Annotated in this window: 12 protein-coding genes; 8 read left to right on the top strand and 4 right to left on the bottom strand. The window is 45.0% G+C overall.

Annotated elements, in window-relative coordinates; genetic code table 11:
- Window positions 1–106 precede the first annotated feature (106 nt).
- The 4 genes from EKG39_RS05775 to EKG39_RS05790 all read right to left on the bottom strand — a co-directional run bounded on the left by EKG39_RS05775 (window position 107) and on the right by EKG39_RS05790 (window position 5145).
- A complete protein-coding gene (locus tag EKG39_RS05775) occupies window positions 107–1132 on the bottom strand; it encodes a GGDEF domain-containing protein (protein WP_126504811.1) in 1026 nt (341 codons plus the stop codon).
- Window positions 1133–1282: 150 nt separating this feature from the next.
- Entirely contained in the window at window positions 1283–3907 is a 2625-nt protein-coding gene (locus EKG39_RS05780; protein WP_126504812.1) for an MlaD family protein, read from the bottom strand.
- Window positions 3894–4526, bottom strand: a complete 633-nt coding sequence (locus EKG39_RS05785) for a paraquat-inducible protein A (protein WP_126504813.1) — start codon at window positions 4524–4526, stop codon at window positions 3894–3896. Before EKG39_RS05785 ends, EKG39_RS05780 begins: the two co-directional genes overlap by 14 nt.
- A complete protein-coding gene (locus tag EKG39_RS05790; protein WP_126504814.1) occupies window positions 4519–5145 on the bottom strand; it encodes a paraquat-inducible protein A in 627 nt (208 codons plus the stop codon). The genes EKG39_RS05785 and EKG39_RS05790 overlap by 8 nt, the downstream gene beginning before the upstream one ends.
- Window positions 5146–5360: 215 nt before the next feature.
- Between EKG39_RS05790 and EKG39_RS05795 the strand changes: the two genes are divergently transcribed.
- The 8 genes from EKG39_RS05795 (at window position 5361) to EKG39_RS05830 (ending at window position 15918) form a co-directional block, all read left to right on the top strand.
- The gene (locus EKG39_RS05795; protein ID WP_126504815.1) at window positions 5361–5645 is read left to right on the top strand and encodes a YebG family protein; all 285 of its coding nucleotides are present in this window, start codon (window positions 5361–5363) and stop codon (window positions 5643–5645) included.
- A gap of 17 nt (window positions 5646–5662) precedes the next feature.
- Window positions 5663–6142: a GAF domain-containing protein gene (locus EKG39_RS05800; protein WP_126504816.1), complete on the top strand. Its 480-nt coding sequence runs from the start codon at window positions 5663–5665 to the stop codon at window positions 6140–6142.
- Between the two features lie 268 nt (window positions 6143–6410).
- Window positions 6411–7052, top strand: a complete 642-nt coding sequence (gene proQ, locus EKG39_RS05805; RefSeq protein WP_126504817.1) for an RNA chaperone ProQ — start codon at window positions 6411–6413, stop codon at window positions 7050–7052.
- Window positions 7053–7081: 29 nt separating this feature from the next.
- A complete protein-coding gene (prc, locus tag EKG39_RS05810) occupies window positions 7082–9154 on the top strand; it encodes a carboxy terminal-processing peptidase (RefSeq protein ID WP_126504818.1) in 2073 nt (690 codons plus the stop codon).
- A 101-nt stretch (window positions 9155–9255) separates the two neighbouring features.
- Complete coding sequence (gene pepN / locus EKG39_RS05815; RefSeq protein ID WP_126504819.1) at window positions 9256–11823, top strand: aminopeptidase N; 2568 nt, start codon at window positions 9256–9258, stop codon at window positions 11821–11823.
- 108 nt (window positions 11824–11931) lie between these two features.
- Window positions 11932–12147, top strand: coding sequence for a DUF2835 domain-containing protein (locus tag EKG39_RS05820; protein ID WP_126504820.1), 216 nt, complete (start codon window positions 11932–11934; stop codon window positions 12145–12147).
- Window positions 12148–12474: 327 nt separating this feature from the next.
- Window positions 12475–14535 carry a DUF1302 domain-containing protein gene (locus tag EKG39_RS05825; protein ID WP_126504821.1) on the top strand — a complete coding sequence of 687 codons (2061 nt, stop codon included), beginning with the start codon at window positions 12475–12477 and terminating at the stop codon, window positions 14533–14535.
- An 18-nt stretch (window positions 14536–14553) separates the two neighbouring features.
- Window positions 14554–15918, top strand: coding sequence for a DUF1329 domain-containing protein (locus tag EKG39_RS05830; RefSeq protein WP_126504822.1), 1365 nt, complete (start codon window positions 14554–14556; stop codon window positions 15916–15918).
- Window positions 15919–15975 lie beyond the last annotated feature (57 nt).

Genomic DNA, 15975 nt, shown 5'->3' on the forward strand with positions numbered 1-15975 from the left:
TAATAAGTTAATCGGGGACGGCGGGAAAAACCGCTGCCCTCATACCTGTTAATTCTCGGTTAGGACGCCGAGCCAAGGTTATCGAGTCAGAGTTATGGAACCGGAGTTAATTCGAGATGGGCATGACTCGATTTCGACCTAAACGTTTGGCTTCATAGAGCAGTTTATCTGCTTGTTCAATGAGCTGTGAGTTCGTCATCGAGGGTTGCCATTGAGCCACGCCAAAGGAGGCGGTGATATTATTGATGGTACTTTCCTTACGTCTGTCTTTAAGTGACACTTTTTCCAGACTTCGTCGCATTGCCTCTGCCAGGTGTCTGGCGGTTCTTAGCTGCTTATTTGGCAGTAAGATAGCAAATTCTTCGCCGCCGTAACGATAGATCTTCACGCCATCACGACATGCCTCTGAGAGTCGCTTGGCCACGGCTTTGAGAACTTGATCTCCCAGTTGATGTCCGTAATTGTCGTTAAATGCTTTGAAATGGTCGATATCTACCAGAATTAAGCATGTGCCGTCAGGGCTCTGATTAAGAATTCCTTTGAAGTCATCATCGAATGCCCGACGATTGAGAATGCCGGTCAAGGCATCAAATAGTACATCTTTCTCGGATTGTTTAAGTTGTAACTTTAATGCTTCAATTTCTTGTTGTGCCTTGCTCAGTTGACCAGTAAAAAACTCGGTGCTGGAACGAATGTCATCAGATTCCTTAACCAGATTACGAACCAATCCAAGGACCTTCTCCAGGCTCACACCTTCCTCTTCGATTCGGTTCAGTTTATCGAAGTTGCTGTCTATTCGGGTCTGAAATTGCGTGGCATCGAGGTTGGTATCTTTCAATGATTGCGACAGTTCAGTTGCCATTGCCTCCAGGTTTTGGCGCATGTCGATGACGTCGAGCTCAACCGGATCGGAAACAAACTCCCGATAAAGCAGTTCTGAGCTTACAGGTGGGCAGGTTTTATATTGTTCAACTATCGTATCGAGTTGCTTGTTTAATGCAGGAGTCTGTTCACCAACATAGGCGTACCAGAGGGCGTAGTTTGTCGGAGTCGTAGGTATTTGATGTTTTAGCATCAAAGGAACGGCTTTCTTAAGATTCCGGGCCGCCTGCTGCATTAATTCTTTAGTCATATCGATACCTGAATTGAAAAAGCTAACCTTTTAACGGAACTTATCTGTTGGATCTATTTTAGAGCATATACTCGCTGAGGGCACATTCCTAAGACAGAGCCTAAACCAGAACCGACGATTCTGGTTTAGGTGTGAAGCACAGCCGGTTAATCAAGGGGCTGTCTGAATAGGAGCCCAGGTCAGCCACGTTGGGTTAAGTTTGTTATGCAAGGTAAATACAGCGTCCGCCGGGACTTGATTGTCGGGGCTGGTTTGAGCCTGTGTGGCTACGCCAATCCCGCCAGCCATGATGGTCTCAAGAGAGCTTGTTTCTATCTGCGCACCTGAAAACCATCCTATATCGACCTTCACGCCGGAAAGGTCCCAGAATTGACTGGTTTGATTTACCAAGTGGCGATACTGTTTATCGATATGAGCGTTGAGCCGCACGCTATTGCCGGTGTCCGCCAGCTGATAGCTGTCCACTTCACCAATTTTTATACCGCGGAAGATGATAGGAGTTCCGGCCTTGACTGAGCCCAGGTTGACATCTTCCAGGGTGAATTGAAGCCAATCTTGCTTAACTATCACAGGCGCTGTCAGCTCACCAATAAACGCTTGACTGATTAGAGCACTCACGCCAGGCTTAACGCCTACATAAGGCCCTGTAAGCATGGTTTCCGGTGCTTTTATTCCGGATAGAGATATCTGCGCATCGACCAGATAATAAAGGGCATCTTCCTGGGTAAAATGTTTAGCGTAATCGCCATAAAGGTAGGCACTGGCTGTAACACTGGTGAGGTCTTTATTAAGTGAAACACGCTCAATCTCGCCGACTTGATGACCCTGGTAGCGAATAGGCGCCTTAGCAGATAATTTTACATCGGCCGGGAAGGTGAGAGTGATGGACTTTGCCTGAGCTAAAGCCAATTTTTTGGACCCATAGAGATGGGTTTTATTCCCCTTTGCATCGGTGTCGAGCAAGCCTAAACTGATACTGCCTTTCAGTGCCCCCTGGAGGGGAGCAACATCAATTTCTACCCCGGAAAGCGCAGCATTAACCGACATGGCACTATTGCGCCAGAAAACGCTGTTTGGCTTAATCAAGGTTTTAAATTGCTTCTGAATACTGAGCCTGATTGAAAATTGTTCAGAAGCAGAAAGCCAATCAATACTGTCGACCTGCCCGATCTGCATCTTCTTATAATAAACCGGTGAGCCAGGGCTAAGGTCAGCGCCATCGGGGCTTAGCAGGTTCAATTTAGTGAGGTTACGGTTGGCAAAGAATGCTGTCGCGTCTTGGTTCGTGCCAAACAGGGGCAGACTGGCATCGCTTTTAACTGGTTTCTTGCTGTTTCCCTGGACCAGGCTTATCGCGCCCTTGGTCAGGGTTGATAAATCCCGGGTTTGTACGTTCACCCCATCGAGGGATGCATCAATGGCCAGGGCTGACTCTGAGACAAAGTAACTGCTTGCCATGATCAGTTGCGAAAATTCCGGCCAAACCTCAATCTGATATTCAACGCCCGTAAGTGCTTTATTCAGTTTGACGGCGTTAACTTTTCCGATAGGGATCTGCTTGTAACGTACCTCGGCATCAGCACCTATTCCCGGGTTAGTGTCTGCATTTAATGTTAAGGTCAGTTTGGAGAGTGCATCTTGTTCGGGAGCATTATCGAGTAGTGTGTACTGCCCGATGGCATCTCCCGTACCCAGTGAAAACTTGATCACACTACCGGTGATGAGCCGCTCTGGGTGTTTGATACCCGATAGCGAAAGATCCGCTCCCTCTAACCAGAACTGGGATGTTGCTGACAGAAGTTGTGCGTAATCTTCATCAACCTTTGCCTTAAACCTTACACCTGTGTCGCTCAGTTCCGATAGGGTGATGCGTCCGATCTCTATACCTCTGAAGACAATCTTAGTGCCTACACTCGCCGCTTCTGAATTATCTGCCGTGAGTGTCAGTTCGACGCCTCCGAGTGCCAACTCCTGATTTTCATAGATTTGGAAACTTTGGCCATTTGGCGCTTGTTGAGATTCATCAGATGAACTGAAACTGAGTCCTCCGGCAAGAATTGCAGATAAACTTTCAGATTTTACCTCAATACCAGAAAGAGAGGCGTCTATGCTAATTCCAGATACATTCCAAAATTGAGAATCGGTTTTAACTAAATGTGCATACTGTTTTTTGACAAACGCGGTCATTAAAATGCGCTTAGAGCCTTCTAAACGGTAACTGGTGATCTGACCGACTGGAATTTGGCGGTAAAAGAGCTGTGAACCCACATCCAGCGAGCCTAAGTTTTCGCTGCTTAACTCTATGACCAATCCGTCGGTGCCCGGTTGGACTGCCGGGGCATTGATTTCAGCTTCGAAGAAGGACTGTGATTCTCCCTCTCCGGGTTGGATAGCGATATAGTTTCCGGAAAATAGAGCATCCAGGCCTTCAACACCGGTTATAGAGGCTTTAGGTGCAACTAACCAGAATTTCGTGCCATCGTTCAGAAATGGCCCTGCTCGATAGTCCATCTTAAGGTCGACATTCACGCCCTTTAGATCATCATCAATACTGATATCGACCACTTTACCGACTGTGAGGCCTTGATAACGAACCAAGGTTTTTCCTATATCGATCCCCGTTGCACTCGGGAAGTGAATTTGAACCTCAATTCCGGCTTCTTTTATGCTCTTAATTCCAAGCCAGCCGCCTAGGGCCAAGGCAACCAGAGGTAAGAGCCAAATTGGCGAGAACAGCTTCTTTTTTACGACTATTGGTGTTTCAATTTGCGTCATCTTTCGATTCCAATCGATCCCAGAGTAAACGAGTATCCAGCACTTTTGCAGCTAACTGTGTCAGTAATATGACCAAGGCAAAAGCAGTGGCTGCCGGTGCGGGTTTAGCATCTAATAACTGGCCCATATTAACCAGTGCGGCGGTTATTGATATAACGAATAGGTCCAACATCGACCATCGTCCTATCCATTCAATGATGTGAAATCCAACCATCAATTTTTGTTTAGATATCGGCAGTCGGAAACTGATCGCTAGCAGATAAGCGGTTAACCCGACTATTTTCAGCAAGGGAACCAAAATGCTGGCAGTAAACAGAATGATAGCAATAGGGAACATATCCGACTCAACCAAGTGGACGATGCCGGTGAAAATAGTATCGTGGCGGATCTGTCCTCTGTTGACCAACATAGTAATGGGGTAGAGGTTGGCCGGAAATAATAATATGGCTGCTGTGATCAACAAAGCCCAACTTTTTTGGAGACTCGAATAGTCTCTCATCACTAATGCTTTACCACATCGATTACAGTGGATATCTGAATGAACAGATAATTTACCGCAAGATGGACAGGGGGTTAGTCCAATCGTTATACCTTGGGTCTTGTTATTTAGATCACTCATCTAAAACACCCCACATATGTTCCAGATTGTACTCACGCTGAAGAAACAGGGTAACCAGAAACAGCATAGCGAAGCAAAATGTGCCCATTCCCAAGAAAATATCTGCAAAATCTGAGAGTTGAAATACCGAGACGAGAATGCTGATCATAAATATTTCGAGCATACTCAATTGTGCCAACAGGCCTTGATAACTGAGCAGGCGTTTAAGTATGTCACGAAAAAAGGGGGAGTTCAGGCGATATTTGATGATCAAAATTTGAAAGAGAACCGACAGAATGAGCAGGGCCGGAGCGATCACTGCTGAGACTAAAACGGCGATACCCACAATCCAGTAACCCTGATTCGATACCGCCATAGCGCCTTCGATAATCGTCGTGGTTCTGACACTGCCTAAAAAATGGAGCTCAAGTACAGGCAGGACGTTGGCCGGAAGTAAGAAGAGTAAAGCTGTTAAACACAGGGCTAGCATACCGTTTATTGAACAGTATGGCGTGTCGTATAGGGTTGTGTGACAACGAGGACATAATGCACGAACACCGGAAGGTAGTGCTCGTTTACTGATAACTAAGTCACAAGAGCGGCATAACACCACACTATTGTCAGCACATTCTTGTTCCATCGCCGATTTCAATCCGTTTGTTACACCCGTTATTGATATGTCTTTTGCAGAACACTCACAATTATTGATTAAGCTTAACACGCCTTAATCACATTCTATGGAAAATATCTGTGTCGATAATCGATTAGATACTATCAGATTTTCCAGAGTACTTGCATAAGAACTTGTATTTATGAGACTCTGTAACTGTATATAAAAACAGTATGAGGGCAGTCATGGCAGTTATTACTAAATTTGTTGTGGTCAGAGAAGGGGTTGAGAAGATGACATTTACATCTAAAAAGGAGGCAGATGCCTACGATAAGATGCTGGATATCGCGGACCAACTCACTCCATTCCTGACTGAGTCCGAGCTTGAGCTAGACGAAAATACCTGTGAAAAGTTAAGTTTCTATCTGGCACAACATAAAGAGCAGTTAATGAGTTTATTGAAAGGTGTTGCGCCAAAAAAAGAAACTCCACCTAAAAAAGCAGCTAATAAAGCCGAATCAAAAAAATAAATTGTTAGGAAGTTTGTATGATAACGGAATTTTACGCGTCACTGGATAGACAAGCCCAGGCACTGCTCGATGGTGAAGATGACTTGATTGCCGCAATGGCAAACTTTTCGGCATTGGTAAATGATGCCTTGGAAGATCTGAATTGGGTGGGATTTTATCTTTTAAAAAATAAACAGTTAGTATTGGGTCCATTTCAGGGTAAAGTGGCATGCACACGGATCCCGTTAGGAAAAGGTGTGTGCGGAACGGCCGCCTCAGAAGGCACGACTCAGAGAGTTGCCGATGTACATCAATTTGACGGGCATATTGCCTGTGATGCGGCCAGTAATTCAGAGATTGTGATCCCTATCTTGCGTGATAAGAAGGTGGTAGCAGTGCTCGATATTGATAGCCCAAGTCTGGCAAGATTCGGTGAAACTGACCAAGCGGGACTGGAAAAACTGGTAAATAGCTTTGAAAATGCGTTATTTGCTCAAACTACAACCAATTTATCATAAATGATGGTCGCAATCGTCAAAGTCCCGTTTATAATAGGCGGTTCGAATGATAAGGGCGTCGAGATATTTCCATTCGTAGAATGAAAGCTTGGCGTTTGTTAATTGTAATTGCTAAGGTATGTTTGCTGTATCAGTTCTTCATATCGAGTTTCAGTATTACTATTGAGGCTTGTGGCGGAACTAAGATAGACCAAATATAAACGACTCTTGATGGCGTATCTTTTAGGTATGTTCAACTAGTGTCCCTTTTTTAACTGTGGAAGTAATGATGGAATCAACAGAGAAGTTGACCGACACCAACGCAATTCTTGCGTATTTATATGAAACATTTCCTTTGTGCTTTATCGCCGAAGGTGAAACGAAGCCATTAAAGATTGGATTGTTTCAGGATTTGGCTGAAAGGTTAGCTGATGATTCTAAAGTCAGTAAAACTCAATTGAGAATTGCCTTAAGACGCTATACTAGTAGTTGGCGTTACCTAAAGGGCGTTAAAGCCGGTGCACAACGAATCGACTTAGACGGAACGCCTTGCGGTGAGTTAGAGCAAGAGCACATTGACCATGCTCAGTCTACTCTTAAAGAGAGTCAAGAGAAGGCAAAAGCTAAGCGTGTAGCAAAAGCTGCCGCCGCTAAGAGTGAAGGGCAGGCTGCTAAGGCGAATAAAAAGCCAGCAAAGAAACCAGCTGTTAAGCGTGCGAAACCAGCACCTAAGCCGGTTAAAGAGCAAGCTCCGGAAGTTAATTTAACACCTGCTGTGTTAAATGAGCTGAAACAAAATCAGCGTGTTAATGTCAAACTAGGTAAGACACCAGTTGCTGGCGTTATCTTAGACATTAAGAAAGAAGATGTTCAAGTACAGTTAGACTCAGGTTTAACCGTTAAAGTACGTGTTGAACACATAATGCTGTAACTATCTCATAGTAAAGGAGTAACTTGTTGATGCGAAAAATTACCCTGGCTGCCTCAATCGCCAGTATTTTTGTAGGATTCTCGGCGTGGGCGTTAACCCCATCAATTCCATTCAGCGAGTTACCCGCACTATCGCAGGAACCGCAGCATAAAGTTGCCAGTAAGCGTGTTACTGGCCTCTTTACTCGTTCTCACTATCATAGATTTGATCTTGATGATGCGTTTTCCGAGCAGGTATTCAAGCGTTACCTCAAGCAATTAGATTACCGTCGTAATGTATTGCTGCAAACAGATCTCGATACGTTTTCTGTCTACTCCAAACAGTTTGATGACATGCTTAAAAGTGGTGATTTAACACCTGCTTATAAGATGTTCGAACTTGTTCAAAAGCGTCGTTATGACCGTTTCTCGTATGCTTTATCCCTGTTAGACAAAGAGATCGATTTTACTGTTGCTAATGATAAGTATCAGTTTGATCGTGAAGATGCCACCTGGCCGAAAGATGAGGCTGAACTCGACGAGTTATGGCGTCAACGGGTCAAGTATGATGCGCTAAACCTTAAATTAACCGGTAAAGAGTGGGATGAGATTGTTCCCGTTCTCGAGAAGCGTTATAACAATGCAATCAAGCGCCTGAGTCAGACTAAGAGTGAAGATGTCTTCCAGGGCGTGATGAATGCTTTCTCTCGCACTGTCGAACCTCACACCAGTTATCTATCCCCCAGAAATGCTGAGCGTTTCCAGATGGAGATGAACTTGAGTCTTGAGGGGATCGGTGCCGTACTGCAGATGGATGATGATTATACTGTTATCAAAAGTCTGGTTGCCGGCGGACCCGCGGCAACGAGTGAAAAACTATCACCCGAAGATAAGATTGTCGGTGTTGGCCAGGATGACAAAGAAGTTGTCGATGTCATTGGCTGGCGTCTCGATGATGTTGTCGAACTGATTAAAGGCCCTAAAGGCAGTAAAGTTGTCTTACAGATTCTACCTAAAAAAGGTGGTTCTTCGGCTAAAACATTCGAAGTGACCATAGTCAGAGATAAGATCAGGCTCGAAGATCGAGCTGCAACCTCTGAGGTGATAGAGCCAGATGAAGGCCTCTACGCTAATCGTAAGGTTGGTGTTATCCAGATCCCTGGTTTTTATATGGATCTGTCAAAGGATGTGTCTAAAGAGCTTATCAAGTTGAAAAAAGCGCAGGTCGAGGGTGTGATCATCGACCTACGTGGCAACGGTGGTGGTGCATTAACCGAGGCAACGCTGTTAACTGGCCTGTTTATTGAGCAGGGTCCGGTTGTACAGATCAGAGATGCCAATGGTAAGGTCTCGCAGAATCGTGATAATGACGGACGTACAACTTATAGTGGACCATTAACTGTGATGGTCGATCGTTATAGTGCATCTGCTTCTGAAATTTTTGCTGCAGCACTTCAGGATTATGATCGTGCACTGATCGTCGGCGAGTCAACTTTTGGTAAAGGTACAGTTCAGCAGCATAAGAGCCTCGGCCGTATCTATGATATGTATGAGAAGCCAATTGGGCACGTTCAGTACACCATAGCTAAGTTTTACCGCATCAATGGCGGCAGTACTCAACTTAAAGGTGTTACACCTGATATCTCTTTCCCGAGTGCATTGGAGCCGGGTGAGTATGGTGAAGCTGAAGAAGAAAATGCATTACCTTGGGATAAAGTGCCGGTTGCACAATACGGCACCCTGGGTGATGTTAACCCTAACCTGATCGGTAACCTTGTTGTTAAACACGAATCTCGTATTAAGCAAGATGTTGAGTTTAGCTATATCTACCAAGATATCGCCGAATTTAAGAAACATCATGATGAAAAAACGGTTTCTCTTGTTGAGAGCGAGCGTATTGCTGAACGCGAAGCTAATGACAAGAAGCAGCTCGTTCGTCTTAATGAACGCCGTGTGAACCAAGGCCTAGAGGTTGTTAAGTCACTCGATTCAGAAGATACAGAAACTGAGTCAGACACAGACGAAGATGAACTGGTTACACCAGATGCCTTCCGTGATGAAACGGTTTATATCACTCTCGATATGGTCGATATTGAAAGAGTGGCTAAAAACGAATCAAAGTAAAATGAGTTAAATAATTAAAAACGCGCCAATGGCGCGTTTTTTCATATCTGTTACATCAAAATTCAGATGTATAAGTTAGTTAAAGGATCTAAGGCCTGTATATGACAACAATGAATGCGAAGTACCTGAAGGATTACCTGGCTCCCGCTTTTACCATCACCCATATCGATCTTAATTTTCACTTAGATGGTGCAGAGACTTTAGTTACGGCGAAAAGTCAGGTTGTACGAAAAGATAATCAGGCGACAACCTTAGTATTAGACGGCGAAGGTATTGAGATTATTTCACTTAAAGTGGCAGGTGTTGATGCCAGCTATAGCCAGAAAGAGGCAAAACTCAGCATAGAGACACAGCTTGAAGAGTTTGAGTTAGAGATAGTAACAAAACTCGATCCTGAAGCGAACTCAAGCCTCGAAGGCCTCTACATGTCTGACGGGGCTTACTGCACCCAGTGCGAAGCTGAAGGGTTCAGACGTATCACCTATTTCCTGGACAGACCCGACGTACTTGCCGTGTACAGTGTGAGAGTAGAAGCCGATTCCAGGGCTTTTCCATATCTCTTGAGTAATGGCAATTTGCTGGAGCAGGGTGAGGTTTCACCGGGGCGTCATTTCGTTAAGTGGCATGACCCATTTCCAAAGCCTGCCTATCTGTTTGCCCTGGTTGCAGGTGATTTCGATCTGCTGGAAGATAATTTTGTTACATCGAGTCAGCGTACAGTAAAGTTACAGGTCTTTGTCGATAAAGGTAACCTTCATAAAGCGCACCATGCCATGGCATCACTAAAGAAATCGATGGCTTGGGATGAGTCCAGATTCGATCTTGAGTATGATCTGGACATATACATGATTGTGGCGGTCGACTTCTTCAATATGGGAGCGATGGAGAACAAAGGACTCAATGTTTTCAATACCAAGTATGTGTTGGCAGATACGAGCTCGGCGACAGATGAAGATTATCATGGGATCGAGTCGGTGGTAGGGCATGAGTATTTCCACAACTGGACCGGAAACAGAGTGACCTGCAGAGACTGGTTTCAATTGAGTCTTAAGGAAGGGTTAACCGTGTTCAGAGATCAAGAGTTCAGCTCAGATCTCGGCTCTCGTGCCGTTAACCGTATCCATGCGATTAAAGTGATAAAAAATCAGCAGTTCGCCGAAGATTCTGGACCTATGGCGCACCCTATACGCCCTGAGTCTGTGATCGAGATGAATAACTTCTATACGGTTACCGTCTATAACAAAGGCGCCGAAGTGATCCGTATGATGCATACCTTGCTTGGCGAAAAATCCTTTCAAGCCGGTATGAAACTGTATTTCGAGCGTCATGATGGCCAAGCTGTCACCTGTGATGACTTCGCCGCAGCTATGACAGACGCCAGCGGCATCGATCTCTCATTATTTAAACGTTGGTATAGTCAATCCGGTACACCAATTGTGACGGTCAAAGAGAGCTATGATGCTGAAAAGGGATGTTATTCTCTCATTATCGAACAGGTCACTCAGCCAACGGCGGATCAAAACGATAAGCTACCACTGCATATTCCATTTGATTTAGAACTTCTGTCACCGGATGGTACTTCGATGTTGAGTCAGGTATTGAATGTTAAGGAGTCACGTCAGGAGTTTATCTTTAATGATATTTCCGAGCAGCCGATACCTTCACTATTACAAAATTTTTCGGCGCCGGTTAAGCTCGATTTTTCTTATTCGGTCGAACAGTTGGTGCATCTCATGCGCTATGCCAGCAGTGAAGTGGCGCGTTGGGAAGCCTCTGTTGCGCTAATAAGTCAATCTATTTGGGATAATGTGGCTAACTTAGGCCAGCAGCAAGCGATGCACATCGATCCAAGAGTGACCGATGCATACCGAGGTGTGCTTCTCAGTGAAGAGTTAGATCATGCACTGGTTGCCGAAATTTTCACACTGCCTTCAGTCTCGGCCTTAATTGAACAAGCTGATTCTGTCGATCTCGATGCCTTAGCGACTGCCAGAGCTTTTGTGGTGGAAGAGTTGGCTGCGGCTTGTGAAGATGAACTGCTTAGCCGTTATCGTGAACAGGCGAGTATCGATAATGCCGGATCGAGGGCGCTTAAGAATATTTGCTTGCTTCTACTACAAAAAGTGTCTGAAGAGCATCAGGTATTTGCCAAAGCTCAGTATGAACAGGCTGAGAATATGACCGATAGTCTCGGTGCATTATTGGCGCTTAATGGTGAAGACTCAGCCTTGAGAACGTCATTGATGACAGATTATGAAACTAACTGGAGTGACACGCCTTTAGTGATGGATAAGTGGCTTTCTCTTCAGGCCACGTGCGCATCGGATACCTGTTTACAGCAACTGGAAAAATTAACTAAGCATCAATCTTTTAGTTTTTCTAACCCAAACAGAGTACGCTCGTTAATTGGCGCATTTGCCGCTGCTAATACGGTACAGTTCCATAAACTCGATGGCAGTGGTTATGAATTTGTAACCGATACTATCATTATGCTCAATAAGTTGAACCCGCAAGTTGCAGCCCGGATAATTACCCCTCTTATCCAGTTTAAAAAGTTTGACCAAGCCAGACAGTTACTGATGAAAGCGTCGCTTAAACGTATATTAGGACTCGAAGACTTATCAAAAGATCTGTATGAGAAAGTCTCAAAAGCACTCGATAGTAAGTAGAGAGCGGTGAGCCAGGTTTATGACTCTCCTGTATGAAAGGGGAGTCATAAACTTATCTGCCCTTTCATTGCCTTATTATATTTTTTCCTGTTGTTTTAGTTTGAAAATATGACCTTTTATTTTTCTTTAAATGTAAGTTTTCACGAATTTCAGCGCTACTATCAAGGGCATGTCGATAAAGTCGAAGTGCACGACAGTCATGGAAGGAAACTTTGGATTAACGGCCGTCATTTTCGCCGGTTTTTAACTCGCTCCGGTGTTCACGGTAATTTTAAATTGGAGCTGACTGAAAAGGGGGAGCTGGTTTCTCTGCAAAAAATTTAGCATCAAACTTTAGAGTAATTACTTCAAACGACTGATTGGCTTTTCTTCATAAAAGCATCGTCCTCTGCTTTATGTAATCCTTTGTTATTTCACAATATCCTTCTTACTTTTCGCTTATAACACCATCTTCTTATCTAATTTTTAAATCAAGCGTTTAAATTATTGTTTTATTTCTAGCTAAACTACTTAAATCTTTAGAAGAATTTCTCAAATTCCGTCTTGCTCATCAGATGTAAATGCTGTAACAATGGTGTTACCTGTAGGCTAACAAGATGTTGGTTGTCATTCCTATAACAAGAATCCAGCAGGTTATGGAGAGAAGCTAAAATGAAAAAGGTTATAAACGGCTTTAATAAGTCGACGCTTGCTTTGGGGATCGTTGCGGCACTGAGTATGGGAGTTACTTCCGGTGTCAACGCTGTATCATTTGATTGGGGAGAAGTTCAAGGAACGTTCGATTCAACCTGGTCCGCCGGCGCGAGTTGGCGGGTCGAGGGGAGAGATTGGGATAACCATATTGGTAAGGTTAACCATCCCAGGTTTGATTGGTCCAATTACTCTGCGTTCAATAATACTAAATATACCTCCGCCGAGATTTGGGCTCAACCTGGGTCATACTCCAGTAATGGAGACTTGAGTAATCTACTCTACTCCCAAGGCGATACAACAGCAGTTGTGTTCAAGGGATTGCATGAGCTCTCACTTCAGTACAAAAACTTTGGTGTCTTCGCCCGTGGTATGTATTTTTATGATCAGAAAGCGAATAACGGCGACTATGGATTTAGCGACCCGTTAACGGGTAAAGAGTACGACCCTTGTATGGACTCGGAAGCATCGAAAGTGCAATGTAAAGATGTACGCTTGCTCGATGCCTTTGTTTACGGCAACTTCGATTTCAATGACGGGGCTAACCCGCTTACTATTCGTGTCGGTAATCAGGTGGTCTCCTGGGGTGAAAGTACCCTGATCCCCCATGGTATCGGCGTGATTAACCCTGTCGATCTTAATATCCTCAATGCGCCGGGCGCAGAGCTCAAAGAAGCATTCAGACCTCAGGGTATGGTGTGGGCATCATTTGGCATGACTGATGAGCTATCTGTTGAGGCCTTCTATCAATATGACTGGGAACCTGTATGGGTTCCAACGCCGGGCTCATATTTCTCGACCAATGATTTTGCCGGTTATGGTGGTTATGGTCAGAATGCTCAGTTAGGTTTTCAGGCAAACCCGGATATGAATCTGGAGTTCCTCGAAGCCGAGTACAATAAACTTGCCCAGATGGTGATCTCTGGTAATTATGACTCTGCGACCCTTGGTGCGTTGGCTTTAGCCTACCCGACCAAGGCTACTCTGGTACAAGACCAAGCCAGTGCCAGCGATTCGGGTCAGTATGGTGTAAAACTGGGTTATTACTCGCCAGCTCTGTGGGAGACCGAGTTTGGTCTCTACTACATGAACTACCATAGTCGCAGACCTCTTATTAGCGGAACGACGGCTGATTTTGGTCAACAGGCTATCGCCAACGACCTTGCTAAACTAGGTGCCCTGGCTGCAACCGGTGGCACTGTCGACCGTGATGTGATGCTTGGTTTAGAGACCTTCTCTAAGGCGCAGATCGAATACCCTGAAGATATCCAGCTCTATGGTTTCAGCTTCAACACCTTGATTGGTGACACTTCGGTTGCTGGTGAAATTGCTCACCGTCAGGATGAACCTCTGCAGATTGACGATGTTGAACTGCTTTTCGCCGCTATGCCTCAACAGTTAGCTAATGCAGGCTTACGCCCGGACTTCGATGGTATTTCACAATACACCTCTTATGTTGATGACGTGGGACCGGGTGAGTATGCAGAGGGCTTTATACGCCTTGATACCACTCAAGCTCAAGCGACCTTTACTCACCTGTTCGGTCCTACTTTAGGCACGAGTAATCTGGTTATGTTAGCCGAGATTGGCGGCGTGTGGATCCATGATATGCCTGGTTTCGATGAGTTAAGACTCAATGGACCGGGTACTGCGCGTTCGGGTGGAAATCCGGATATGCCAGGCATCATCGAAGGTGTGCACAATGGTCCTGAGACCAACCCGTTCCCGACTGATTTTGCCTGGGGTTATCGTTTAGTCGCTAAGGCTGACTATAACAACTTGTTCTCTGGCATCAATATGTCTCCCCGTGTGATCTTCTCACACGATGTTGAGGGCATTACGCCGGATCCTATGTTCCTGTTCACCGAAGGAAAGAAATCAGTTTCTGTCGGCGTAAACTTCGATTATCAGAGTCGTTGGGGCGCAGATTTCTCCTACAATAGCTTCTTCGGTGGCGTAGGAACGACTAACCAGATGTCAGACCGCGATTACGTGTCGTTTAACATCAAGTACTCAATCTAAATCACAAGGACAATAACAATGAATAAACTTGGGATATTGTCGGCGTCTGTGATGCTAGCACTCAGTGCGCCTGCCGCATTGGCTAAAGTTACAGATGCTGAAGCTGCAAAGCTTGGAACCGAATTAACGCCACTCGGTGGTGTTAAAGCCGGTAATGCCGATGGTTCGATTCCTGCCTGGGATGGCGGGATCACTTCTGCTATTGCCGGTTATGAGAAGGGTATGCATCATCCGGATCCTTTCTCTGATGACAAGGTCGAATTTACGATAACGAATGCCAACAAAGATAAGTACAAGGCTCATTTGACTGATGGTCAGAGAAAGTTATTCGAACTTTACCCTGACACCTACAAAATGAATGTCTATAAGACCAGACGTACAGCTTCTGTACCTCAGTTTGTCTATGATGCGACTAAAGCCAATGCGACCCGTGCAGAACTAGTATCTGATGGTAATGGTGTTAAAGGTGCATCGATCGGTGTGCCATTCCCTATGCCTAAAAACGGTTTAGAGGTTATCTGGAACCATGTACTGCGTTTCCGTGGTGTGGATGTTGAAACTGCCCGTAGCCAAGCCGCACCGACGGCAAGTGGTAGCTATACCTTAGTTGAAACTACCGAAGAGATACGTTTTCAGTATTCTCGTCCGGAGATCACTTTAGATAAACTAAATGCTTCAAATACCTTGTTCTATTTCAAGCAGGTAGTGACACAACCGGCGCGTCTTGCCGGTACTGCATTACTGGTTAAAGAGACCATGGATCAAGAAGCACTACCTCGCCAGGCGTGGACCTATAACACAGGTCAACGTCGTGTTCGTAAGGCGCCTAATGTGGCTTTTGATACACCTGGCTCAGTATCTGATGGTCTGAGGACAACGGATGACTTTGACATGTTTAACGGTTCCCCTGTTCGCTATAACTGGGAGTTGATCGGTAAGCAGGAAGTCTATATCCCGTACAATGACTACAAGATACATTCGGATAAGCTAAAGTATGACCAGATCATTCATCCCGGTCACGTGAATCCTGAGTTTGTGCGTTGGGAAAAGCATCGTGTTTGGGTTGTTAAAGCTCAGCTAAAAGAGGGAATGCGTCATATCTATAAGACGCGTACTTTCTACATAGATGAGGACTCATGGCAGGTATCGTTAGCCGATATGTATGATAATCGTGATGAGCTATACCGTGTCGCTGTCGCACATGCTATTAACTATTACGAAGTACCAACACATTGGAGTACGCTCGAGGTCTTCCATGATCTTCAATCCCGTCGTTATATCGCAATGGGACTCGATAATGAAGGCCGTATGTATAATTTTGATGCCAAGCTGAGTGAAGCTAACTTCACCCCTGCTGCGTTAAGACGTGCCGGTATTCGTTAATTCTTCGATACAAAAGGGGCATCGATAGGGTGCCCCTCTATCTCTTAAGGAAGTCTG

This window comes from Shewanella atlantica (assembly GCF_003966265.1).
GTDB lineage: Bacteria > Pseudomonadota > Gammaproteobacteria > Enterobacterales > Shewanellaceae > Shewanella > Shewanella atlantica.

Bases quoted from the DNA above. Each gene is read 5' to 3' on its own strand.
- EKG39_RS05785 (WP_126504813.1), bottom strand. From the start codon at position 4,526: ATGAGTGATCTAAATAACAAGACCCAAGGTATAACGATTGGACTAACC.
- proQ (WP_126504817.1), top strand. From the start codon at position 6,411: ATGGAATCAACAGAGAAGTTGACCGACACCAACGCAATTCTTGCGTAT.
- prc (WP_126504818.1), top strand. From the start codon at position 7,082: ATGCGAAAAATTACCCTGGCTGCCTCAATCGCCAGTATTTTTGTAGGA.
- EKG39_RS05775 (WP_126504811.1), bottom strand. From the start codon at position 1,132: ATGACTAAAGAATTAATGCAGCAGGCGGCCCGGAATCTTAAGAAAGCC.
- pepN (WP_126504819.1), top strand. From the start codon at position 9,256: ATGACAACAATGAATGCGAAGTACCTGAAGGATTACCTGGCTCCCGCT.
- EKG39_RS05830 (WP_126504822.1), top strand. From the start codon at position 14,554: ATGAATAAACTTGGGATATTGTCGGCGTCTGTGATGCTAGCACTCAGT.
- EKG39_RS05825 (WP_126504821.1), top strand. From the start codon at position 12,475: ATGAAAAAGGTTATAAACGGCTTTAATAAGTCGACGCTTGCTTTGGGG.
- EKG39_RS05790 (WP_126504814.1), bottom strand. From the start codon at position 5,145: ATGGAACAAGAATGTGCTGACAATAGTGTGGTGTTATGCCGCTCTTGT.
- EKG39_RS05820 (WP_126504820.1), top strand. From the start codon at position 11,932: ATGACCTTTTATTTTTCTTTAAATGTAAGTTTTCACGAATTTCAGCGC.
- EKG39_RS05795 (WP_126504815.1), top strand. From the start codon at position 5,361: ATGGCAGTTATTACTAAATTTGTTGTGGTCAGAGAAGGGGTTGAGAAG.
- EKG39_RS05800 (WP_126504816.1), top strand. From the start codon at position 5,663: ATGATAACGGAATTTTACGCGTCACTGGATAGACAAGCCCAGGCACTG.
- EKG39_RS05780 (WP_126504812.1), bottom strand. From the start codon at position 3,907: ATGACGCAAATTGAAACACCAATAGTCGTAAAAAAGAAGCTGTTCTCG.